Here is a 26458-nt window from a genome sequence, read left to right on the forward strand (position 1 = left end):
CCAACCTTCAGAGTCCAAAATATGATAAAACATTTCGCCATAATTGGTTTGGCACTTATCTCTCAGTCTAGCCTTGCAGCAGGCTTCCATACCTGTACCGGTGAAGTTACTCGTTTAGTAACCAGGGCTACAGGAGAAGGAACCCAAGTGAATATCAGCGGTATGAATGGAAGCGCCAAGCTTGGCTTTGGTGGTGATTCTTATTCTAAACTGCATGACAGGCAATTCAGTATGTTGTTGTCCGCCCAGATGTCAGGAAAGAAAGTGAAGCTTGAATTTGAAGACAACAATATTAGCTGCAGCGACGACCACAATTATGTCCTTATCCGATATGTAAGCATAGACTCTGCTGAGTAATAGGTCGCAACTAGTCTAAATTTCTATGCTGGCTCCTCCCATCAGGGAGGAGCTCAAACTAAGTAAAAAACACATTTATACTTTATTTGAAAACTTCAATATAGGCAGCCTTACTACAAATAGAGGAGTCTTCATAGCTATAAATAGAGACTTTCTTTTCTGAAGCCAAGGCCATTAACGCCGCGCTATAGGCGCGGTTATGAATACCCTCATTATTTCCCGCATTACCAGCAATCGATAAAGGAAATGTAATGGATTCGCCACTACATATGCCAGTGCCATTAGCTGTCCTTACGGTAAAGGTCATTGCGTTTGCGCCGGTATTTGCTACAGAAACAATTTTAACATTCTTGGCAATATAACCTGGCGAAGCCATTACATTCATGGAAACTAAAGCTCCAGCAATTAACAACTTTATTCTCACGCCCCCGCCCTTCAAATGACCCAGATCATTCATAGATTGCCTTAAAGCAAAAACACAGCTTATACAATAGCTCTTTAGTTTATTTTTAAAGTTCTGATTGGTACAAAACAAAATATAATAAAAATAAAGAACACCAACATTTCGGGCCACATACCCTCAACAAATTTAACCCCCATCAGCCCGCCAGTAGAAAAAATCCTATACTGAACCGCCGCAGCACCAACAACAAGCAGGACATATAAAAAAACGAGAGCTGAGCTGCTTTTCCTAGAGGATAACAATCTACCTAACAAAAGTAACCCTCCAAAAACGGAGCAAGAAACCAATAAGTACAAAAAAAAATAAATCATTCTCCTAAAACCCTGTTATAGGTATCGTAGGTTGTATTTGCATCATAAGCTGCGTTCATAACTAGACCAGATGAAGACGATTGACTATAAGAACGCACATAGTCTGACCGTATATTTCGGAATAATTTCCATGAATTAGGCTTTAGCACCAGTCGGGTAGCCCCGCCAATAGACATTCCGACATCAACAAAACCAAAAGCAAGATCACCATACTCTGAGTCACCAGATAAGCTTTCCGATGCCCATTGATACCCCTTTCTAACAAGGCCATCCTTACCCGATGTCCCTTCGTAAATATTATTTGCCCCATGTGCAACTAAAACAGCCCCCATTGCACACCCAAGGCCTGTGGAACAAAGAGCTAGCCCACCAGCTATTTGTGCAATTCCTCCTGCAGTAGTCAATATCCCAGCTGAATGATTTTTAAACCACGCCCAACCAGTACTATCATTATTGCTTTGTCCACCACATGACATGCCTGCTCTTTTATAATCTTCACAACTGGCGGTTTTATTTACCTCGTCGGGCTTATTCTCTTCCTCTTCTTCTTCCTCTGAATTTTGAGAGCCACCGCCTCCGCCTCCGCCTCCGGTATCTCTCAAGATCCCCCCTCTTTCAGGAAAGCCTCCAGGGCCTACAGAATAAATCTTACCAGCACCTAATGAACCTGATGGTAAACGGCGACCAATTGCAGTTGGCCCACTCTCCACTGTCCCACCACCAGACGCGACAAGAAGCTTTCTCTTATTGTACTCTTTAAAGCCAGAGGGGTCAGACACAGATAGCGGATTATTCCTGACATAGGAATATCTATTCCAGCTCTGCGAGCTCGATGGGAACTGCACAAAGGGATCAGGGCTTAAGAACCTTCCCAAGGTAGGATCATAGATCCGGCCATTCATATGAATCAGGCCGGTCCTATCCAGATGTTCATGGCCAGTAAAGCCTCTCTTGGTGGTTAGCCCTTGGGAGGCCAGCAACTCCTCAGTTTCCACCTTGCTAAGAGTACCGGTCCAGTCACTTTTCTTACGACTGCCATAGGGATCGAATGCCGTATCCAGGATAACCGCGCCGGATTCATCAGTGACTTTCTCGATGGAGCCCAGGTGATCACGGTGCAAGAATTCAAAGACTTCGACCTTGATACCAAGGTGGTCTGTAGCTGCTACCTGAAGAATATCCCCACTTATACGGGCCTTTTCAATCCGCTGGTAGTCTGGGTCATTGGCCGGCAGTAGGTCCTCATAGTCACCCACAATAAAGGCTTTTTCAGTCATCAGCTTCTGCTGTGACTCATCCCACCAGCTAGATTCACGGTAGTAACGCCGCCCGTTGGGGCCATATTGGAAGCGGTCTCTGGCTATAGGAGTTGCAGTGTTTTGAGTGTTCCCTATGGTTATCTCCTGAGCCTGTTGACGCGCATTCCAAGTAATCCACTTGTCGTCACCCTCAGCAGCATCGTAGTGGGTCAGCGAGCCATTCTCATCGTAATTTAAGTTATTGACGACGCCATTAATAGTGGCCTGGCTTACCGCATTAGGGCCGGCATTGTTGCTCTGCCCATACTGATAGCCAGTCACCTGATTACCAGTAGCCCCAGTTGCCGATTTGCTAACGATATTTCCGAGGGAATCAAATAGTGTGTTAAGGCTCCGTTGAGAGCTACCCCCAATTAGCGTTTCAACATTTTCTAGTCGGTTAAGTGCATCATAAGAAAAACGCTCTTCCCTTGTATTACTTCCACTCAAGGAAATACGACTTTCCAGAGTGCCATTAGAGCGCCACTTGTAGATATTATTCTGAATGGAACCACCGCCAGTATTAATAGCGGTGAGAAGGCCACTCTTCACATCATAATTTCTGGAAGTTGTTAGATTGTTGGCAAAAGCAAACTCCAGAAGCTTCCCTGACGCATCGCGGTCCTTGAAGGTTTTGAGAGCGGTTTGTCCATCGGTAATTTGCGATAGGAATCCCTGGCTCGTATAAAAGTGATGGGCTTCTGCACCAGAAGGATAGGTCAGCTTTTTCAGGCGCCCGGAGTTATCATAATTATATTGATGCTGATAGCTGCGCTGCAATCCACCCGCTTGTAGAGTGGTGTTCAACGTCTGCAGTTTACCCGCCGTATTATAGACATAGTCTTCAGAGAACAGGGTTAAACCATTTTGGCTATATTGTCGGCTGGCGATGCTGCCAATGGCATTTAGGGCATCAAAGGTCCAAGTGGATACCCCATCCGCATCTGCCCGTTCAATCATGCGACCAAGCTTGTCGTACTGATAACTTAAGGTATTGCCTTTATTATTTGTCTGTTCCCTGATTTGACCCAGTGCATTGTAGTGAGTTGTCACCTTGCCAAAAGCAGGATCAACCGTCTGTATATTATTACCTGCATCATCATAAAGGAACGAAGAGCGGGTGGCGGAGTCGCTATTAACCAGCACAGATTTCAGTAAACCACTGCCATAGTAGTCATACTCTGTGGCAACCTGTTTATTGGTTCCCACTGCCTCTAGCACTTTCATTTGGCTGCCAGAAATATTGTAAAAGTGATGTTTAATCTGGGTTTCAACCAGACTGCCATTACTATCTAAAATATCTTCTTCAGCTTCGACACGGATATACCCTTGAACCACATCGGGGTAGTAGTTGGTACGAATTTCACTACCATCCGGACGGGTGATCTTACTAGTACGATCTTTTATATCGTAGTCATAAATAGTGAGCGCTTTACTTTCCCCCGGGTAGTAAGGCGCAGTCTCCAGATACAAACGGCCTTGCAGATCGTAGTTAAATTCACGGTGGGCTGTGCGCTGGCCATCAAAAGCCACTTGGTCCTGCTGAACCAAGCGCCCCAGTACATCATAGTAAAGGTCGAGTTGTGGTGTGATTGAGGAATTCTTCGTTACCTTATAGGCAGTAAGCATTCCGCCGGAGATAGGGCAAGTACCGGCAAAACAAGCAGAGTATGTTGTTGTAAAGGTAATGCCATCAGTATTGGTTGTTTGAAGTTCACGGCCAAATGGATCATATACAACACTGGTCTTGCGCTGATTGAGATCGACAACTTCAGAAACAGCACCAAAACGATGATCATACCTTAGCGTTAAGGGCTGCTCTAGCGCATTGGTCAGCGTTTCAGGGTAGCGCCGATCAATAAAGTTAGAGGCAAAAGTGGTTCTTGTCTCAACATTTGCTCCACTAACCGTCTCGCTGATCAGGTTGCCAAATTCATCATAATTGTAATCTGTACTCAGCCTCAGGTCCGAATCGTCTGGGAAACGCACCTGGGTTGCAACTCTATTGGTATATTGATAAGGCAAAGAGATAACAGCCTGCACACGATCGGGGGTGCCTGTAGCAGCACCATCATACTCCCTCAACTCCTGAGCGAATGCAAAGCCCACCAACCATTTATCGCTGTCAACTCGGTTTTCAAAGCTGGTAAAAGTCTCTCGACTTCTCTCTATACCTTCCAGGGAGAAAGCTGCAATTTCTCCCCAGCCAGCCTCACCACTGGATTCCACCAGTGACTTTGCCGTTACTTCAAGAGTAGTTTGATTCTCCAGAAGCTCTCCAAAGGAGCCAAGGGTGCTTTTCCCAACACTATTCTCTCTTGAGAAATAACCTACGATTTGATTCCTTTCGAATAGGGTCTCCGCGCTTTTCTCCAACAGGGGATAGAAGCTCTTACCGAAACCAGTAGACAACTCCAGAGCCTGATATCGGTAGCGTTCATCTGCCAATTGTTGTGTATGGGAACCATATGCACCCTGGAATTGGAGTTTTCTTGCCACCTTGCCAAAATAGGGGAAGTCTTGGCGGAACTGTAAATAAGTGACAATGCCCGATTCTTCATCATGGATCTTTTGTGCGTAGAAGCCAAGGAAACCCCAGTTCTTCGTACTTACCAAGCCAACGCCTTGGTAATAATATTTGGTGACATGCCAGCCATTTGAAATGCCATTAGAGCGGTGAACTTCACCGACTACCGTTCGATAATCACCATTATCCGCTTGGAGGTTTTCCACATTCGCAGGCAGTACACCTTCGCCAAAAGGCCTCTCGAGGAAAATACCATTGCCAGCCACTGAAGACTCTACGGCAACATCCCGAACAGTGGTGTGATAGAACCTTGTGGATTTTCCTAAGCCATCAATAATTTCAGAAATTCCGGTGTCTAGGTCCAGCTCACTATTACTGCCAACTTCATCCCAACCAAACACCAGAGGGTTAAGACACTGGTAGCTAGTGCCATACACATCATAGCCGCATTGCTGAACCTGCTGCAGGCGACGGTAATGCTTGGAGTCCTCGCTGGTAGTTTCCGGCTCAGGCTCGGTAATGAGGCGGTACTCTCGCAATAATTGGTTGTCGAGGTATACATTAATATGATGGAGCAATACTAACTGCTCCTGCTCAATTTCCCCAGGGGACAATGGCTGAGGGGGCGCGTCGCTGCGAGTGCCATAGGCAAATTCGATACGCGCATCACCTTCATTACCGTAAATAATCTCCAGTGGGTAGTTAATACCTTCTACGGTATCCAGGTGGTAGCGATAGGCTAAGCTGTTCCCAAAAGCATCAGTAATCTTGTTAATACTCCAGGCAAAGCTTGGATTCTGCCCCGCTCGAACTTGACTATCGTTTGTGTTACCAAATTCGTAAATGTCGCCGTTAGGCTTATTCACAAGGAACCATGGCTGATCATCTGTCTCCTTGAGTTCAATAAGACTGAAGTCATCTTTCAACTTTCGGTACTTTGAACCTGGCTCCCAATAGCTACCAGATACGAGGACCAGCGGCTGGCCGTTCAAGCAGAGCGAATCACTATCGTCCAACATAATACGGTCGGTGTTGGGGCGATTTTTTACGCAGCGCCGAATCTCTTGCAGGCCACTCAGTCTCCACCCATAGCCCAAAATATCCTCGGGCAGCATCTCATTATTTCTTTCGCGGTAACGAGCACCTGAATATCGGATACCCAGGTTGGGAACGAGACTATTTACCCCAGGAGCAACTTCGATAGGTATTGAGACAAGCGCATCGCCCTGCGAGCTAACTTCGGCGCTATACAGCATAGTTCCCGGAGTATCAGCCACCGCCAGGCTTACCGCTGGCTCAATACCTTCCAGGTTGTGGACATCAATCCAGTCACTGATGGCCCAATCTGAGCATTCTGGACCATTACAGGCGCGGACTTTGTAGCGATATTTATCTTCTAGATCGCCGCGGGCCTCATAGGTCGTTCCCGCCAAATTTCCTGAAACAACCTTCCAGCAGCTAGCACCGCAGCTAGGGTCAGGATCATTTCTGCGCTCGCGTTGCAGCTCAAATGAGGTCCAAGTAAGGTCTGGTTCACTCCAGCTTATGTCGTAATCACCAAACTCACTGTCTTTAGGAACGGATATAAATTTAGGCGTATTCGGTGCTTCTAGAGGAACATTCACCATTACGACCTTGCTATTCGCAGACGGCGTCCAGCCACTACAACCATCATTATTACAAGCTCTGGCAATAAACCGGTATACTCCCGAATCTCCCGGATTCAAGGTAACCTGCATAGAGGTGCTAGTACCTAAATTTGAACTACCACAGTTGAGATAGGTATAACCACCATTATTGATGCTGCATTTAAGCTCATAGCGGGTAACCGGATTAAAAGAACCAGAAACGGGAGACCATGCCACCACAAAGCTTTCACTCTGGGTGCCGTGGTTTGGCTGGGTAAAATTGAGTACAGCATCTGGCCTTCGGGTTACAGAGACTGTCGATGACTTAATCCAATCACTGTAGGTCGTATAACCGCCAACTGTCACGTAGGCGCGAATACGGTATTGATAAGTACCACTTGCTAAGGGTGTGCTCCCTTCAAGAGGCAAGCTAACAGGGCCGACTCCTGTATCTGAATACACAGGAGTCCAAGTTGAGCAATCATCTTTACATTGCTCAATTTGGTAGCCTGTAACTTCTGAGCCCGAGGTTGGCTCACTCCACTTTACACCAACAGTTCCATCTGATTTTGAGTTATCCGGCGGGATAATCAAAACCATGGGGATTGGTTGTAAAAGGGGTAATACGATCTGTTCCCGCTCTTTCTCTCCGCCGTATACAGAAATAGCACTTGGCGTAGAAGGTGGGATGGCTACATTGACTCGCTTTTCATTGGAGTAGCTACCACATCCTGCGCTATTACAGGCGCGTACCTTAAAGTCCCACTCACCTGTAGATAGCCCGCTCACATTATAGGTGCGGCCCGAAACACTTACTGGAGACGACCAGCTGCCATCATTTAGTTGTTGTACCAACTCATAGTACTGGCTAGCAGCACCTGAGGGAGAGGACCAAGAAAGGGTAAATGCTCCGGTTTGACTATTGGTTTCAGCGGTTGGAGCAGCAGGCTTACCGGGTTTTGCAAGTCTCACTGTCACTGACTTGGTGGCAAGCCTAACATGAGCAATATCCTTGCCAGCGCAACAAGTCCGATTTACAGAGAGTTCAAATGTATAGACACCATCTGCAGTAGGGTAGAAAGTTTTTGAATAGCTTCCAGTTGTTTTGCCAATCTGGCTAAAGCTACCACCGGGACCACTCGCTTTCCTCATGAACCAGCCATCTAGCCCCGTATCGCTGGCAGACCACCGAACAGTGAAGGGGCCGGATGCCGAGGATGGTGTGTCTTCGAAGTTATTTGCAAAAACTAGGGAGGAGCACAGCAAAGAGAAGAAACATGCAATAAAACGCAGGCCTAAAGACACAACTACCACCGGAAACTTGTATATTTTTAAAAGCGGCGCGCATTATCCGAGGTTTACAACAGTTGTCAATTTTACGGTGAGACCAGCCTTATTCTGGTTATTAAATAGTCTATAGGCGCGGGAAGGCTATCGATTTATCTACTTCGGCACCATTACCAGCCCGGCTCCCGCCGGGCCACACAATCAACGCTCACAACTTCCCAACAATATTCACAAACAATCCCTGGCTGTCGTAATCCAGCTGAGTAAGATCATCAGAGAAATCCGTAAAGTTGTAGCCCACCCCCAGCTTGAGGTGATCACCGATATGGCGATATAGGCCAATTAATGCACCGCTCTTGCTGTCCTGCGCGTCGGGTAAATCAAGCAGGCGCCCTTCGATGAGGAGGTCCCAGCGTTTTACAAAATGCCAGTCTGCACGCAGCACATAGAGGCTGGCGCGACTGTCGAAGAATTCCGGGTCTTCTCTATCCAGGCTTAGCTGGCCAAGGCGGTAGGCGTATTTGCCTCCCAGGGTCCAGCGTTGGGTGAGATCGTAGCTGGCATCCACGGAGAAAATATGGCTCTTCTGAATAAATTCAGCCGAGGTGTTTTCTACGGTTACCTGATCTTTGGTGGGCACGTTATAGAAATAGGTGTATTTCAATAGCGTGTTGAGGCGATCGTGATTGACTGGGCGGTAGGCGTAGCCCATTACCGCTTCAGTAAATTTTCCATCATAGAACTCGCCCTGGGAACTTTTGCTATCGGAGTAATTGAATTTGCCAACCAAGCGCCAGTCTGGGTTGAGCTGATAGCTCAGGGTGTTCTTCAGCAGCCAGGTATCGCGCTCGGATTCCAGCACAGTATTTTCATCCACTGCGGTTTCCATGGCATCGGTACGGTATTCCACCGCTGAGGCCAAACGGATCGCATCCAGGCTATAGCCCATATTAAGGCCCAGGGCGTTGCGCTCGGTTTTGGCACCGGTGCGTGGGTCTTCCAGGGTGCCCGCTTCTACCGTGGTGCCGTATGTCCAGCGATCATTGGGCGCCAGGTCCATACCCAAGGCATGCGTCAGTCCGGTGGAGATATCGCCGTGACTGTAGCGCTCCTCACCATACATGCTCAGGGTATCGGAATAACGGCTGCGGAAGCCGGTACTCATATTGCCTTTGCGGGCACGTACGCCGGTATCGCTGCGCTCGTTATCGAGGGTGTAATTCAGGTATACGCTGGTTCTGTCGCTCACCAGGAAGTCAGTGCCCAGTCGCGCGCCCATGCCGGTATCACCGCTGGAAACCTCACTATCCATGGTGAGTCTGTCGCTCACCCGGTAGGCACCGCCGACACCGACACGATTGTTTTCCTCACGAGTGCCGGTCACCTCTACGGTACCCTGCACAAAGCCGAAAGCACTCCAATTTTCGCCAGAATCATAACTGGCCTCCACTGCCATATCAGTGCGGTCGCCCTGGGTCTGGGTGGCCGCTACAACTTGGGAGAAATCTTCGCGGCTATCGCTGCGCACACCGGAACTGAGATGCCAGTGATCGTTGAGACGGTAGCCGAGCATCAAATCCGTTGCACTGGTGTGCAGGCCGAATTCCTCTTCTTTACTATCCGCTTTCAAGCCCACATCGAAACTTTCACCGAGAGGTAGGTTGATCCCCGCTCCAAACTGGGTGGTTTCACCGCGGGCAAATTGACCGGGGCCAGAAAACCCCGCTTCCCGTTGCTGGTGATAGAAATTACCGGAGCCGCGTAGGCTTTCGAAGAAATCACCCAGCTGTAGGCTAGCTTCAATTTTGTTGGCAGCAGCGCTAGCCTCAGGATCAAAAGTTTGACCGCTATCAAAAGTAAAACCACCATCTAAGGAGTTGGTACTATCGAGGTTACCGCCTTCACTGTTGGCCACTTCTACTTTCAGCCAGCTGCCTGCCGTTTTACGTAACGTTAAATCAAAGCCTTGCAGCGCAGTTTCGTTGTCATCCTCATCCTGTTGGGTAGCACTGAGACCCAGCTTTACGTAATCTCCAAACCAGTAATGGGCGCGGCCACCAAAGGCAAGAGTATCCATCTCTTCAAAGCCGGGGGTGTATTCGTAGCGGGCTACCAGATACTGAGGGTTACCGTTATAAGAGCCATCCTGGATTAACAGATTATCGTTAGCCAAGGCAGACAAGGGCTTGTTCAGCAGTACGCGGCCTTGAATGTAATCGATATCGTAATCGATCACCGGGGAGAGATTTTTTACGGCCAGTACCAAGCCGGAGTCTTTATCCCGCACTTCAACCCGCAGGCGTTCGGAGCCGTTGAGAATATCCTGATGACGCATGAAATAGAGGGAGCCACCGGTTCCACGATACTCATCGCGCCCGGCAATGGTGCCAGGCTCCGCACCAAAGGCATCCACCTGAAAGCGTTTTTCCCCGAAGCTGGTCATAGCGTCGCTTTCGAAGTGGCCGTTAGCACCATAGAGTGCGCGGTCTATTTGCGCCAGTTCGTTATCGGCATAGGTCGCTTTGAAATTACCCCACAAGCCGTAGTCGTCGTACTTGGACAACTTCACATAAAACTTGCCGGAGGTGGGTGCGTCTTCCACTACGGTGGAGTCGTCACCAAAGGTAGGATAATAAAGATCACTATCTAAACGGCGGAACAGGGCATCGGGCGTTTTTTCCATAAAGTTGGAAAATAAATCATCCACCGGCCCCTCTTCCGTATCCGCACTGGCAGAGAGGCGCCAGCCCTCACCGAAACCACCGCTGGTATAAAACGCCAAGCGGCCATCGTAGCTAACAGAATTGTCGTAGTGGGTTTCATCGCCGGTAACCAGCGCCGCTGGGCCGTTGGTTTTGTCATAGCCAATCGTGAGATCGGCAATACCCACGGTAAACCAATCGTTTTTGGCAAATTCCAGATCGCGCAGGAACAATTCGCCATTGCCCTCTTCATCCAGAACTGCCACTTCCACGGTGTGCATACCGGGGTCGAAAATTTGTTCGGCGACAAACTGGCCCTGTTCGTTGACCGGTACCGGGTTGCCCGCCAGCCACACGGTGTGCCCTGGCGGTACCTCGGCACCGTTCACCAGCACACTGTTGCCATCCAGAGGAATATTTCTTCGCGCTAGGCGATTTTCACCGTAGCCAACCAATAATTCCTGAGAAACGTTTACCTCTTTCGTTGACTCTTCAACCTTATCCACCAACCACAGAGTCTGTTCGGCAGTTTCATCGAAGCGGCCTTTTTTATCGTACACCCGCAAGACATAGTGCAGTTTTTTTAGCGGTGCCTGGAAATGGGAAAATTCTGCAAACCACTCCCCTTCTCCGGCAGCCAGCGGGACTATGTCAACCGGCGTGTCTCGCAGGGACTGCCCTTCTTCAAACAGGCGTACCTCGGCCTGCTCAATAAAACTGGGATAGTTGGTATAGCTGCGGAAAACCACGCGGTTCTCGCTGTGCTCGGTATCCGGGTTATCCGCATAGCGAATGGTATTGGGCCAGGCTGAAATATTCAGACGCGGCTGCATTTTTTTGTTATCGAAGCGGAACTGGATATTGGCATTATCCAGCGCCACATCGGTACAGCGCTGCAGATCGGCAGAATTTTTATAGGGATCGTATTCGGGGCTGCCATCCACAGTAATACGCATTAAATTCAGTGAATAGGGGTTGTTAGCGATGGCTTCGCGGTTAATACGCTCGATCTCCAGACGGTCGCTCTCCGCCAGAATCGCCAGCTCATCGTAGAGCACCTGCACTTCAACCCTCGCGCCTTCATCCAGGGTGAAACCGTTGGCCACTACATCGTCGGACTGTACATAACCGCGCCCTTCAAATTCCACTTGGGAGTCCTCGAGGCTGAGAAGCTCTTTTACCTGCTCCATCGCACGGCGCGCGCGGGCACCAGAGAGCCCAACATCATCGCCGTAGACCATGGCTTCCCGGCGGTCCATGCGCTTGTTTTCGCTATAACCAATAAAACTCAAGCGCACATTGGCTTTGCTCGAAATTTCCCCCATGGCAGCGCGAATTTGAGTCAGCTGCGCCTGGGTAATAATCGGATCGCCATTATCGAAACGGATAGGCGCTATATCGCCACGTAGAGATTGATGGGCAATGGTAATGGTTTCCGCGGCTGCCGCCTCTGGGCAGGCCTGTACGCCATCCACCGCCACTTCGAGGGGATCGTCGTACCAGAACTCCACTTCCACACGGCGGTTTAGGGTGCGCCCCTTGGGTGTGTCATTGGCGGCTATGGGCTGACTGGCGCCCTTGCCGCTGCTGGAAATCATGGTGTCCGGTAGGCCCAGGGCATCGCGCACCGCCAGAGCAACACGGCGGGCTTCGCTGTGGGACTTTTCCCGATAGGCATTCTGTTGCTGCTCAGAGCTTTCACCAATTTGCAGAGGCAACGCATCGGTATGACCAACAAAATGAATCACCAGATTATTTTTGTTGGCCAGATTTGTGCGCACTTCGCGGATACGCCGTAAGAACGCCTCGGGTAAATTCGCCTGCCCCGGCTGCCAGCGCAAAGGATTAACCAGGTTTTTTAAGCGCGCGCGCTGTTCAGTGCCAGCGGTATAATTCAATCTACAAACCGTTTCCTGCCGACACACTTTGACCCGGTTAAGTGCCAGGGCTTCAGCGCGGGCACGGGCTGCCATAGCCTCTGCATCCAGAGCATCGTAACTCACCTGCACTTGCACACGACGGTTCAGTTCGCGTCCGGCAGTAGTGATATTGTCGGCAATGGGCTCTGCGTCACCGCGGCTTTCCACCGCGATCATCTCTTCCGGCAGTTCCAAAGCCTGCTGGAAAAAATCTGCCACGAATTGAGCGCGAGCAAGGGTAAATTCTTCCTTACTTGCGTAATCCGCAACGAATTCTTTTTGCATCGGGTCCGAATCGGTGTGACCAATAAAATGCAATTGGAAATTGGGCGTTTCTCCCAGCTCATCCAGCTTTTCACGCAATAACGCGATGGCCTCAGGAGAAACTTCATCAGCCACAGCGAAAAACTGTAATGGCTCGATAAAGTCTTCCACCACAATCGGCTCGGGAGGGGCAATAAAAGTGCCCGCATCCTGCAGCCATTGATTGGAAGGGGCGCGCAGCAACATCGTTTCCGTATTGCTGCCTATGGATTTTTCCTCAAACTCCGTCTGCGGCTCTTCTACTTCTGGAGCCAGTCCGGGAATTTTTTGCCACACCTGCCACCAGCTGGTTTCCAGGGGTTCGGCTACCTCGGTGTCAGATTGCTGCTGCGCGTGTACAGGCATTGCCAAGGCCAAAGTAATCGCTGTGGCCAGGCAACGCTCACGCCGACGAAATGTGCGAGTGTTTTTTTTCGCAACAACCGCTGTGCCAGGTGTGTGCGAACACTCCAGGTTACTGCGCTTTTTATTGCCATCTGCAAAGGACATTACTGCCACCCTCCTTTGCTGGGCGGCGCACCACGCCGCCAGAACACTTCCGTTTCAATCGTCAGGTCGTAGTCGCCATAACTACGCGCCCACTGCTCGGCAATATCCGCCTTGATCGTTTGCAAACGCTCTTCCACCAAATCCGGGTCTTCATTTTCCGCGAGGTAGGACAGGCGCAATACCGAGGGCGCTTCACTGAGTTTTTCCAGCAGCAGCTCAATACGGGACTGCCATTGGGGACGCATCTCGGTAGTTGTCGGTTCGAAGACCGCCTCGGCCATATCCAGGCGCACTACCCGGTGCAGGCTGGCGCCGAAGTTAAACTTCACCATCTTGCCTCGGGTCGCACGCACCACGCGCGGGTTTTCTGTGGTGAGACGATAGCCGCTTGGCAAACTGCGGTCGTCGAGCTTGAGCACAAAATTGGAACCGCGATCGGGGTTTGGCACCACCGCACAGGTGATATGGAATCGACCGTGGGCATCGGCAGTGGCATTGAGACCCGTTGCGCTGACTACCCTCGCACCGGCCAGTCCACCTTCCCCGGCATCTTGATAGCCGTTCATATTTTTATCGTCGAAGACCTTACCGATCACATCGGTACAGTCGAAAGTGGGGTCCGGTACCACACGCACGGTCGCCGAAGCTTCACCAGACGCCGTCTGCCCGGAGAGCTGGTTGAACATACGTGCACGGTTCACATATTTGCCCTCCCCCACACCGGAACCTACAACAAGTAGCAGTTTCAACTCGCGGGTCTGATCCGCCTCTACACGTAGGTCCGACCAGATCAACTGTAACCCTTTCATCTCCGGTTCCACCGGTTCACCATCGAGACGCGCCGAGCCCGCCACGTATTTGAAGCCAGCGGGGAAGAAGTCCACCAGCTGCAAATCGGTGAGCGGTACTGGCAGGTTATTGCCGAAGGTAATGGTGTAAGGCACCAATTGGCTGCGGGTCACATTCAACATGGCCGCAGTTTTAGTAATAGAGAGCGCCCCTTCTAATTTCGGGTCCAGGGGGATATGGTTGTTGAACAACTGGCTATCCCCTGGAATCTGTTTGTTATCCAGAGTCAGGCGCAGGTAATAGTTGGTCAAGGTATCACGCGCTTCTATATCCAGCGGCGGATTAGCCGGGGACAGTTGTACCTCACAGTGTTGCGCAGTACCCGGCACCATATCTGCATTACTGCCGAGGCAGGCGCCCACATCGAATCCGGCAGTTTCCGCATTGGTCTGCGCTGGAATAACCAGGGATTCACCACCGACATAATTGTCATCGGCCAGTTCTACCCGAATCAGGTAGTCCGCATTGGCCGGACAGGCGGCATCATCGAAATTAATATCGAACTTGTAGTAGCCACCGGCACGGGTTACCTGACCCTGCTGCTTTTCATCATCGAAGCAACGATCTGGCAGTTCTTGTCCAGAGCTGGCACGCAGCATACTCAGCGTAGCGCCGGTAATCGGAGCACGCAGGATGGAGTTGTAAATGACTCCGTTTGGCGTGAGCGGCAGGTTTAAGTCTTGCGGATTAGCACCAGACTCCACAAAGATCTCACTGATACGCTGGGGACCATTGGTGAAATCGGAAACCGGATTACCCAGAGATGCGGTACTTTCGCTGGCATCCGGCGCGGTGTAGCGCATCTCGTAACTAAGACCACCATAATTGTTGGGTACCAGTCCCTGGAAATGGAAATAACCATTTTCATCAGTCTGGATAGTTTCCAGCAATGCGCCGTTGAAATACAGATCCACTGCCCAGTTCAACAACAGGCGTTCATCGGCATCGGCCTGATTATTGAAGTTCACATCGTGCCACAGGTAACCGGCCAAATTAGCGATTCCCGGTGTGCCACCAACATCGATAGCAACACTGGCCTGGTTGCTTGAAGGTGGATCATTCCAGTGCACTTCCGCGGTATTCACCACGGTGTAGCCAATTTCCAGGCTGTCGGAAAGTTTTGCCTGGAAGCGCAATGTCACACTTTCACCCGGCAGCAAATCTCCATAAGTTGTGGAGTAGTCAGCAGTAATTACCGTACCGGCAACGCTAACTCCATCTACTTGGCCATTGAGCATGGCAGAGTCCGCAACGTAGGTAAGGACTCCATCGCCGGCAACCATTAGGTCATCAGTAATATTTACCATGGTCGCCGGCACACCACTGATATTTTCAATGGTCACCAGATATTCCAGCACTGCTCCGGCTTCGGCTGCGCCACCGCCGACAACGGCAACTTCTTTTACAATTGAAAGCAGCTGTGCATCACCCACCACCACTAGTGTCGGTTGGGCACCATTGGCCGGATTGCCATCTGCATCAGTGAGTACCAGTGGTAGTTCTTCTGCAGCAACACTGCCCTGGTTACTAATTACCGTACCCCTGGCAGCATCCATATTCACCATTACATCAAAAGTTACGGTGGCAGTTTGTGCAGAAGTAATCACCCCCTCGTTGGCACCTGGCAAAGGTGGGGTTAGGTCATCAGAAGATACCGGCAATGCAGTATTCAGCAGTGACATACCACCGGCATTATCAGCAACCGCGATACCATTTAAGGTGGTACTGCCGGCAACATAAGTGGTATTTGCAGGCACTTGGTCAGTGAGTGCCACCTGCAGCGCATCAACCCCCCCCATATTGGTAATCGCAATGGTGTAACGCAGCACATCACCGGGGTCGACAATACCCGTAGAAATATTATCCACCGCAATTGCCACGGTCTTATGAGCAACCAGCAGGGGAACATCGCCAACAATATCTATTGTTGGATCGTTGGGGGCATCTGTAGCGGGGTCATCCGATGGGACTTCATCGAAGGGGCCACTACCAGCACCTTCGCCATTCACAAAGCCTTGGTTTGAAATAATAGTGCCGTCATTGACGTCATTAATGGTGACATCAAAGGTAACCATCACAGGCACAGCGCCAGTTGCCGCTGCAGCAATAAAACCATCGGCTTCGCCAGATGTATTAATGTTCATACCCGCTTCAAGCGGCGAAGCGCCACTTACATCTGTAAGCGCAGAACCATTCAAGGTGGTGGAGCCAGCAACATAAGTAGTGTTCGCTGGGATCTGATCACGCAACATCCCGTTAACGATATTTTCGTTACCGGTATTTTCCACGCGAATGGTATAGCGCAGGGTATCCGCCACCATCAGCAGGTCCGGGTCACCGGTCATATCTGCTGAGGTTTTATGAATCACCAGCAGTGGTTCAGATTCAATTAATACCTGAGTAGGATCTTCATCCCCCGCAGCATCAGGATCATCAGTACCGTTAATATTGGGATCATCACTGTTTTTCAGTAATTGACCGGGCAACTGTACCTGAGCCTGATTCAACACAGTTGTACCGCTATCAATGACAGGGGCGAGACTTACTTCATAGATCAACTGAATGGAATCACCCGCACTGCCACTGGCCGCCAGGTCAAGATTGGTCACCGTCAACAAGCCACTGCCGTGGGTACCAGCAGAAGCATCTGTCCCGCTGCTATCGCTACTCGCCGGAGCAGTAACCAGTTGCAGGGAGCCCGACTGGAACAATGGCAAGCTGTTTAGGCGGCCCAAGTCATCAGTAATCTCAATACCACTGACATCCACACCGCTGATATTTTTCAAAGTGAGGGTGTAGCGCAATACCTCTGCAGGGCTGGCCGTGACAGCCGGGTTTTGTCCACGAGTAACATTCTCGACAGTCTTGTAGAAAGTTACCTTGGGAACTGAAGCACTCAGGGTATAGGCATCCTCATGATCGAGCACGCCAGGTGTACCATCGGTAGGCGCCGGACGAGTGTACTGACGCGCTTCAGGCGCACTGCTATCCCAACTGTGCCACAGCGTTACCCCGGCAATATTAGTGAGCGTATCGCCATCGCGGGTATCTGCATCCAGAGTAGCGTCGTAACTTAGCAGCAGATGGTGATCCGCAGCCAACATTGCCCCAGCGCCAATTGATGTGATGGTAAGAGTACAACTGGCTGCATCAAAGGCCGTATTAAAATCGGTACCTTCACTCAGGGTGGCAATCGCAGTACCGGCCGCATCGGTGATTTGAGCCGCAAAATTATTTGGTGCGGTTTCACACATGCCACCGGGATTATTGTCCGGCAGGATATCGGTCACGCTGATATCCCAGGCTGGGCCGGTACCAATATTGTGTAAGTCCAAAGTAAAGGTGCCGGGTAAACCGGACTGCACACTGGCCGGGCCGGTTTTTGTCAGGGTAATCGCCGTGGGTTCTACCACCTGCATATCCAAGGTGGAATTACCCGCACCAGCACCCTGCCCCATGGCCGGGTTGTCATTATCGTAGTTGTAGCTGTAACTGGCGCTGTTGCTAAACATGAAGCCATCCACATTGGGTGGATTGCTGTCGCGCAAGCGCAGCGTTACATCAATAACCACCTGCTCACCAGCGGGCACATCGATGCCGTTGGTAGTATCGGCAATCACCAGTGCAGAAGCGGAACCGGTATTTTGCGGAGTAAATGTATTTTTGCCGGAAACCTTGGCCGCACCAATAAATTCCAAATCCGCCGCGGAAGCACTGAGGTCAATCAACACGCTAACATCGTGCAGGGCTGCTGGCTGCGGCGTTTGCGGAATAGTAATGCGGTAATTGAACGGCTCGCCAATAGAAGCCGTGGGCTGAGTATTTTCAATGAAAAGCGGCGCGGCATTGGGAGTATTAAACTGCACACTCACCGGGGCTGTGGGGCCGTAGTCTTCGCGCATATCCGCAGTCACGGCCGTTGTACCGAGAGAAGGCAGATTGTCGCCATCCAGAGAGTAATAAGTCTCCACATAAGCGGCATTTTGCAGATTGAGGCCCGCGCCCAAATTAGCATCCGCCTGAACGCGGTACACCATTTGTAAAGTCTGGCCTGGGTTAATGGCGTAACCGGTACCCGCGGAGAAATCCCAAATCGCTGCGCCAGTGCTGCTGTCGAAAGTTGGAGCAACAGCCGTTGCAGTAGCGCCATTGACAGTTACTAACTGCACATTGACACCAGCCTGGCGCAGGCCGAGGGGAATCAAGTCTTTAAAGAGCGGATCATAGGCGGGCGCAGAACCATTATTGGTAATCGTAATGGTGTAATCGACCCTATCACCGGCGGAGAGAGTGGTACCCCCAGCAGGATTCGCACTGATTGCTATTGCCAGGTCTGGCTGTAGCAGATCCAGAGTTTCACTGTCATTGCGTGTTTCATTACCGGTAGCGGCATCGAAGCTGAAAACAACATTATTAGTGAGTGCAGTATTGTTGGCAGGCCATGGGTGCACATCGCGGTTTAATACCCGCGCGCGATAGCGCAGCACAAATTCATCATTAGCTGCGTTGTTATCGCCTTGGTTGCGCAAATCAGCAATATTCCAACTCAGTGTGGTCGGGCCCGCGGCCGGGTCACCAGCCTGCACCGGCTCGGCGATATCGTTGTGGAGGAAAGGTGCCACAGCCGCGAAAGGTGCATTACTATCGCCATTGATCGACACCGTGCCGGCAAAGACCATGCCCTGCGGCAAAGTATCGACAATCTGCGCCTTCGGTGCTGTACCTTCTGGCAGGGCCAGACGCAGCTCGTATTCCACCAGATCGCCGATACGCAACTGCACATCAGTGCTACCGTAGCTATCGTCAACACGGGTTTTGCTCAGTACGCTGTCATTGGCGGCGGTCAGCTGTGCGGCAATATTTTCCAGTACATAATCATTTAAACCGCCGACACCGTCAGCACCATTGCGCTCATGGGGACTGCTGTTATCTTCATCCAGACTGGTCCACTCGATGCGCGCAGTGGTGGAAAGTGTGGCTGCTGCCAGCACTTCATCCAGTACCAGAGCATCGAATACCAACAGGCTGTTATTACCGGCAGAGATATCCAGATCGCTGTTGGCACGGCTCCACTCGAGAGTTTGCGCAGTATTAACACCATCGCCGGTTACCGTGGGGTCGGCCTGGGCGGCACCTGCAAAGGTGACACTGCCCGGTACGAATTGCAGCCCCAGAGAGAGCTGCTCAAGGATAGCCAAATCGAAAGCGGTGGAATTCTCCGGGCTGCCCGCAGCGGCTAGGTCCAGGGTAAAGCGCAGAATATCGCCCGCATCGGGGTCATTACCGGGGCTGGTCTGGTTGACCACCGTATTGGTTGCGGATAAATCCGGCTCCACAATAGTAAGCACCGGCGCAGTGCCGACACCGCCGGCCTGTGCAGCCCCACCTTTAGTGGCGGCAAAGGTATAACTGGCTTGATTGGCAAAGTTGTGCCCCGCTTGCGCGGTTGCATTATTGGCAACCCGTGCGCGCACTTCAAAAATTGCCACTTCGCCGGCCGGAAGCATGTCAACAGCCAGGGCAATATTGTTACTGCTGGTGTTATCGGTAAATGCGCGGCCATTAATTTCCTGCAGCTGCACCAGTGTCAGGCTGGGGTCGAGCACATCGGTAATCACCAAATCGTGAATCGCCGCAGTAGTGGCGCTACCCGGTACTTGAATGCGGTATATCACTTCCTCACCCACTGCCGCTGTGGGGGCAGTAAGCAGCGTTTTCTGCGGAGGCGTTACCGTAGTGGCAACAGTACCCATCGGGTAAGGCGTTGCCAGGGGAACTGCAGCATACTGTTCACCGCTCTTGCTGGGTAGTGACCAGAATTCATTTGCTGTAAAAGTGTTTACCCAGTTTTCACCGCCGCCGATATCAGTATAAAAGCCAATTTCATAATAAATATCCAAGCAGGCACCCGCGTCGATAGGCACCTGTAAAGTAAAGTGCATATCGTCACCGCGATTGACCGGTGCAGTGTAGCTATAATCAGTACCTTGAGTCAGTACTGAGCCATCCAGGGAGACCCGTAAATTGGCGATGGAACTTTGCTCCATCTGCGTCGCCAGATCATCGGTCAAAGACAGATCGTAAGCTGGAGCCAAGCCAGTGTTACAGGCTTGTAAAGTAAACTGCATCACATCATTGGCCGGATCCACATTCATATGGGAACTGGGCCAGTTGGCATCGGTTTTAGTCAGATTCGCAAGGCGCGGCTGCAGTACTGTAATACTGGCGCTGTCCTGCAATGTGCTGGCGGCACCGGTGTAATTCAGTTGCGCAGTATTGGTGAGGGTGGCAGTGGGCACCGCAATGCCCGCGCCGGTTTGTACCTTGGCGGTGTACTCAATAATAAATTGATTGGTATTACCGAAGTTACTGAGGATATCGCCCAGATTCCAGGTGACGGTACCAGTATCCCCGGCGCCAGGCACGGCAATCGCCGCATAGGTGTAATCATTCAAGTTGTCATCGTAGGGCGCGGTGGTATCACCGTTCACGCTGACAATGGAATCAAACTCCAATCCGCTCGGCAGCGTATCGGTAACGGTTACCGCCGGTGTGGTGCCCGCCTGCAGATTCAGAACCAGCTGATAGGTAACAGTGTCACCAACCCGTACCGTACCCACTGGAGTGGCGCTATCGGAATCCGCAATGACTGTCTTGGAAATAGTGGTGTTATCCACCGTGTCGATACTGGCGCTGGCCGGGCCCACACAGTAATCATCCGGTGCCGAAATACTTGGGCAGCCAGCACCATCGCGTTCATAGGCCTGATCATTTGTACTGCTGTTGTCGAGAGAGGTCCAATCCAACATCACACTATTGCTAATGGGAGAACCAAATACCCCATTCACCTGAGTGCGGTAGGTAATCACCAGAGTTTCCCCCAGTTGCAGGTCCAGACTGTTATCACCGTTCTCCCGCCCCCAAACCAAGGGGCCATTGGGCGCTGCCGCCGGTGTTGAGACAAAACCTGCCACAGCACCACCATTAATTAGTGCCGTTGGGGTGAAACTGCTGTCCAGGCGCAATTCCGAAGGTAGTGTATCCACCAGATTTAAGTCGTAAGCAGCTGCTGTGGAGCCACCATCGTGGGCCACGGTAATTTCGTACTCCAGTACATCACCACCCACAGGCAAATTGCCGGGGTTGGTCGCATTACTGACAGTTTTACTGACCGCTAGCAAAGGCTCTACCACGGTAACCGCAGCGGTGTTGTCATTGAGATTTTCCCCGGCTCCGGTTTCGCCATTGCGGTAAGACAGGGTGGCACCATTGCGACGGGAATCGCCATTATTTGTAACCAAATCATTGGCGATACGGGCAAAGTAGGTAATACGAATCAGTGGTTCAATAGTACCGCCAACCGTGTCATTTTCACTGGCAGTATCCACGGTGCCAATATTCCAGGTGGCATTGCCGGCAGTATTATCTGTGGGGAAACTATTGAATGCTGTTTCAGATGGCGCTACGCCGTTAATGGTTTCGATACCGACAAAATCATAAGTAATATCGAAATCGGCATTATGGCTGAGCACATAGCCTTCCGGGCTGCCGAGCTGATCGGTAACCGCTACATTTTGGCTGATTCCTTCTGGCAAGCGGATTTCCAGCTGGAATTTTTTATGAGCACCAATGGTGGGAACTACAGCGGGCTGTAAATCGGTTTTGTTTATCTGTAGCGGCAAGACCTCTGTCTGGGCACTGGCATTGGTTTCATAATCATTAATAGCGTCGCCACCATTGGGTAGCACGCCGATACGCATACCGTCAGCAGCTCCATCATTGCCGATAGTCTTACTGCTATTCAGTGAAATATCTTTGCCCGGCAGGGACTGCCAGCGGGCCTGAATGGTGTTATCCAGAATCTCATGGGGCTCTACACCCTGCTCTACCCGCACATCAAAGGTGAATGACTTGGTAGCGCCCATAGCGATGCTGTAATCCGCATTACTGCGATTCCAGCTAAAGATCGGTGCATTAGCACCTACGGAAGTGATATCGACATTTTGGGGTGGATCATTACCTCCAATATTGCCGATATAAACCAACTTGGAGCCGGTAAGGTCATCGAGTACCTGTAGGTTATAGGCGGCGGCGGTACCAATATTTTCTGCAGTGACAGTTACTGTGAGAATATCATCCGCATCGCTGTTAGTTACTGCAAACGATTTGTTCAGCTGTATCTTGGGTTCCAGCACAGTAATTTCGTGGGAGGCAAAAGGTACCGTAACGTTTTGATTAGCCTCATCCACATAGCTCACCTGGGCAGTGGTGTAACTACCACCATTACCCAGCACATCACCGTCATCGGTATTGCTGCTATTTTCAATGCGCGCAATAAATTCCACCGGGAAATCAAACAGGCTACCGGTTACCGTGGTGAGTTCCTGATCGCCAAAATTCCACTCCACGTAATCAGCGCTACCTGTGCTGGTACAGGTAGCGCTAAAAGTACCACCGGGAATAAAACCAGCAGCATCGTAGGGCGATGCATCGAGGTTTACGGTTTGCCCTTCAATACAGCGCATTCCCGCCGGCAGTTCATCGCGGATAATAAAGTTACGCAATTTAGCTGCAGGAATTTTTGCGGTCAGCTGATAGCGAATTTCCTCGCCCACAACCGCAGTATCTTTATTGGTGCCGCTGGCAGCACCATTGGATAATTGCAAAGCCTGCTTCGGTTCCGCTTTCACCTCAATAATCTGCATTCGCGCTTGTGCATCCGCAGATTTATAGTGGCGCGCACGCCCTGCTGCGGGAGTGCCATCGCCAACGCCATCATTGTCCACGTCACTATCGATCTGTGTGGCGGTCTGTTGGCCAAAGTTGCCTTCCAGGCTGTCGTAGCGGGCATAAAAGGTATTGTTAAAAATTTGTAGTGGCGCTACGGAGCGATGTGGCTTAACGCGGTAGTAAAGGGTTACCGAGTCACCGGGATTAATGCGCTCCAGTGCTGTGGAATGCTCATAAGAGAAAGTGACAATCGCCGGAGTTCCACCACTACTACAATGGCTGGCTTCAGAATAATTATTAGCACCTGTAGTGGTGCCTACCCATCCATCATCACCGTTATTCGTTTCCGCTGAGCCATCACCATCGTTATCCAGGCCATCGCTGCTCAGGGCCTGCACACACATTTGACCGGAAGGGTCGAGCGTATCGGTGATCACCAGATCGTAGGCAGGAGCACGGTTTACACCGCTATCGGCTGTGCGATTAGTCAGGGTCAGGCGGAAAATGTAAGTCTGGTCCCGGTGGCCTTCATTAGTAAAGTCCACGAAATTTGTACAGCTGGTACCTATACCGTAGAGATTTTCGTTACAGACTTTTTTATCAACTTCGATATGGGGCTCGGAGACGGTTACAGTTTCCGACCACTCGGTAATATCTGGGAAACCCGGTACGGTAGTAGGCACACCATCAATATTGGTAAAAATACCGCTGGTATTGTAGTTATCCACCACAATAGTTTCGGTGTCGAAAACCGCGGTAAATTGCGCGCGCGCGTAATCGGTGCTGGGATTGGCATGCTGATTCGGATCGGTGTTCTCAGTATCCACCGGATCATTGAGTAAGCGCGTGGTCATATCTGCAAGGAACCAGCGGTCGCGCAGGGTTATCTTGGAGGTCACATCCCAGAGAAAATCTGCTTCGCTAAGGGGAATATTCAAGCCCCCGGTCTCCACAATATCGCCACTGGGAATCACTACACAATTTGCCTGAGAAACTGGGTGCGGCAGGGTGACATCTGCACAAGTAAGCGGAGCATCGGCGATATAGCCCTGACCATCCGGCAGGTCATCGCGCACATCAATATCGCGCACTTCAATCAGGGTAAATCCGGGCGTGTCGAAACCAAACCAGCCTCCGGCCTGGATTTCAAAGCGACACTCTTCACCAATCAACACACTGCTATTGGGGAATGCAGCTTCGGAAGTTAATTCATTACACTGATCAGAGCGCTCCTTGATCAGGTTAAAACCCATGACCCGCGCGCGCATACCGTCGAGGGTGTAGTTATTGGCCAACTGCTTCTGGGGCGTTGTTTCATTCAACACCGCTGGATTAGGGAAATACAGCGGAGTGCCATCGGACAAGGTTATCTCTCCCACCACATCGGCGCGGAAGGTAAGATCATCATCGGTGGCAGAATGGTTTTTTTCTACCTGGAAAATAATACGCTCGGTTCTTCCCGGTTCAATGACACCATCTAGACTGGTACAGCGATAAACCGCAGCCGAAGCTGGCAGAAAGTCCGGTTGGTTCCAAAGCGGGTGTGCGGGCACGGTGCCGGGGTTAGGCTTGCCAACAGGAGTACAGGCGCGGTCATTCGACAGTACGCGCATGGCCTCACCAAAGGTGACATACACATCGTAGTTATCCGCATCGTGGCCACCATTGTTGGTTACATCTACCGTCAGCTCAGACGTACCGCTATCCCGCACTATGTACAGAGGATGCACGGTGCTGATATCCAGATCTTCCGGGTTCGGGGTAACCGACTGATTTTCAATCTGCGTGGGAGGATTGGTACTAGGGCAGAAATCCTCGTAGTCAACCGTTAAAACATTATTGGCGAGGCTAATATTACTGTTCGGATCCTTGCCGTTACCTGCCGATTCTACTTCCACATCGAGATCGGCCATCTTGTCGAAAAAGTCAGGCTCAGTGGTAACAATACGGAAACGGATTTGTATCTCATCGCCCTGACGCATCATATTACGCTGGTCCGAATAATTCGGGTGCGTGGTGCTACTCAGCAGGCGGAATTCCGGCTTGTTATTTTGCAGTGGGTCAGTGTGCCATTGATTCCAATTGCTACCCACACGCCATTGCAGGGTATCGGCCTTACCGGGGTAAGTGGAGCTGTAGTTGGCCCCATGCCCATCAACGCCACGGCGCTCGCGGGTAATCTGTGGTGTATAGGTGGTATCCACCACATATTCATCCGGAAGATCACTAACGAACTGGATATCCTTAACCGAGCCACGTGTCTGGTTATTGATGGTAATGGTTACAAAACCAGCCGAACCCAGTGGTTGATTCAAATTGGTGCCAGTAATGGCCTGGGTAATATCGAGTGCATCGGCAACTCGGGCATACATCGCTTCGGAATCTGAACCGGGCCCTGAGCCCACTGCAGGAGAGGAAATACCCCCAACACCGGTATCGTCATCAATTTCGCAACCCCACTGTATATCTGAAACCGTATTAGTGCCGTCACTACAGGAGGTGTTTACCTTACCTACCAGATAGATGTTGAGGGTTGAGTTTGCCGGAACATCTGTGCGTCCTGAACCACCGGAGAAGCTGCCATTCAGCTCAAAATTATTGATATTGTTGCTGGCTGAAACACACCCAGAGACACCTGGATTGGAACCATTGTTATTGGCAATAGCCTGAGCAGCAGATTCGCTGGAACAAGCATAATTGATGTCCATATTCGGGTTGGTCATCAAATCATCAAAACGTACATCCTGCATATCTGCATCGCCAGCATTGGAGATAGCGATACGCCAGATCACGTCATCATTAATATTGCCATAAACATTATTGGTGTAATTAGATTGACCCGCATCGATATTACGCCCGCGTTTATCTACGGAGGGCAGCGGCTCTTTAATAGCCAGCTCCATACTATCGTAATCTGTCTCCGAATCACCACAATAGTCGAAAGAGGCAGATGCATTAATAGTGCGGTTGTTATTAACCAAATCCTCTTCACGGTCTGCCCTACTGCGCACACCGAAAGTAATCCATAAGGTAGTACTTTCATTACGTGCAGCGAGTGCAGACAGGTCGTTTTGGTCCCAACGGATAGTAGTACCGCTGACAGTAGGTTCGCTTAAAACAGCACCAGAGCTTACTGTAGTGGAACCGGGGATATATTCCAGTTGTGAAGTCCCCAGGTTTTCTGTGACCACAATATTTTCAATATGCTGGGTTCCCATAAAACCACTGCGGATGCTGGGAACAACAATTTCGATGGTCACTTGGCCATCGCCACAGAGTTCACACCAGCTATTACTATAGCTATGGTCAAGGATATTAAAAGATGCGGGGTTATCCGGAGATGAGGGACAATTGTGATCCGCCCTTGCCTGCGGAGAAAATAAAGTAATGTAAATACAGAGCAGCACTAAACCAACAAGCGCATTATTCCAGGATTTCCGTCCAATTACTTCCGACATCATCGTCACTTATTAGCCGCCGCTTTTCTGTTTACAAAATCCTTGACAGCACCCTCAGGCACTGCCGCCGCACAGGGTCTGCCCGGTGCGCGAACTTTAATTGCAGAGGGGAAAAG

Annotated in this window: 5 protein-coding genes and 1 pseudogene; 1 reads left to right on the forward strand and 5 read right to left on the reverse strand. The window is 50.7% G+C overall.

What is annotated here, in order from left to right:
• Positions 1–21: 21 nt before the first annotated feature.
• Positions 22–357, forward strand: a complete 336-nt coding sequence (locus tag ACJJIB_RS14155; RefSeq protein ID WP_444886551.1) for a hypothetical protein — start codon at positions 22–24, stop codon at positions 355–357.
• An 82-nt stretch (positions 358–439) separates the two neighbouring features.
• On the opposite strand, the gene ACJJIB_RS14160 is transcribed toward ACJJIB_RS14155, so the two are convergent.
• From ACJJIB_RS14160 to ACJJIB_RS14175, 5 genes and pseudogenes are all read right to left on the reverse strand, one after another.
• Positions 440–814 carry a DUF5992 family protein gene (locus tag ACJJIB_RS14160; RefSeq protein WP_444886552.1) on the reverse strand — a complete coding sequence of 125 codons (375 nt, stop codon included), beginning with the start codon at positions 812–814 and terminating at the stop codon, positions 440–442.
• Positions 815–1127: 313 nt separating this feature from the next.
• Complete coding sequence (locus tag ACJJIB_RS14165) at positions 1128–7889, reverse strand: DUF4225 domain-containing protein (RefSeq protein WP_444886553.1); 6762 nt, start codon at positions 7887–7889, stop codon at positions 1128–1130.
• 190 nt (positions 7890–8079) lie between these two features.
• Positions 8080–13305 carry an OmpA family protein gene (locus tag ACJJIB_RS14170; RefSeq protein WP_444886554.1) on the reverse strand — a complete coding sequence of 1742 codons (5226 nt, stop codon included), beginning with the start codon at positions 13303–13305 and terminating at the stop codon, positions 8080–8082.
• Complete coding sequence (locus ACJJIB_RS20945; RefSeq protein WP_507021849.1) at positions 13305–14957, reverse strand: DUF11 domain-containing protein; 1653 nt, start codon at positions 14955–14957, stop codon at positions 13305–13307. Before ACJJIB_RS20945 ends, ACJJIB_RS14170 begins: the two co-directional genes overlap by 1 nt.
• 966 nt (positions 14958–15923) lie before the next feature.
• A pseudogene (locus tag ACJJIB_RS14175) lies at positions 15924–26345 on the reverse strand (isopeptide-forming domain-containing fimbrial protein); the annotation flags it as partial.
• Positions 26346–26458: the final 113 nt, after the last annotated feature.

It is taken from the genome of Microbulbifer mixtoriginis (SeqCode), from assembly GCF_052467705.1.

Coding starts and splice junctions, on each gene's coding strand:
- ACJJIB_RS14155 (WP_444886551.1), top strand. CDS start 22: ATGATAAAACATTTCGCCATAATTGGTTTGGCACTTATCTCTCAGTCT.
- ACJJIB_RS14160 (WP_444886552.1), bottom strand. CDS start 814: ATGAATGATCTGGGTCATTTGAAGGGCGGGGGCGTGAGAATAAAGTTG.
- ACJJIB_RS14170 (WP_444886554.1), bottom strand. CDS start 13,305: ATGTCCTTTGCAGATGGCAATAAAAAGCGCAGTAACCTGGAGTGTTCG.
- ACJJIB_RS20945 (WP_507021849.1), bottom strand. CDS start 14,957: ATGCGCTACACCGCGCCGGATGCCAGCGAAAGTACCGCATCTCTGGGT.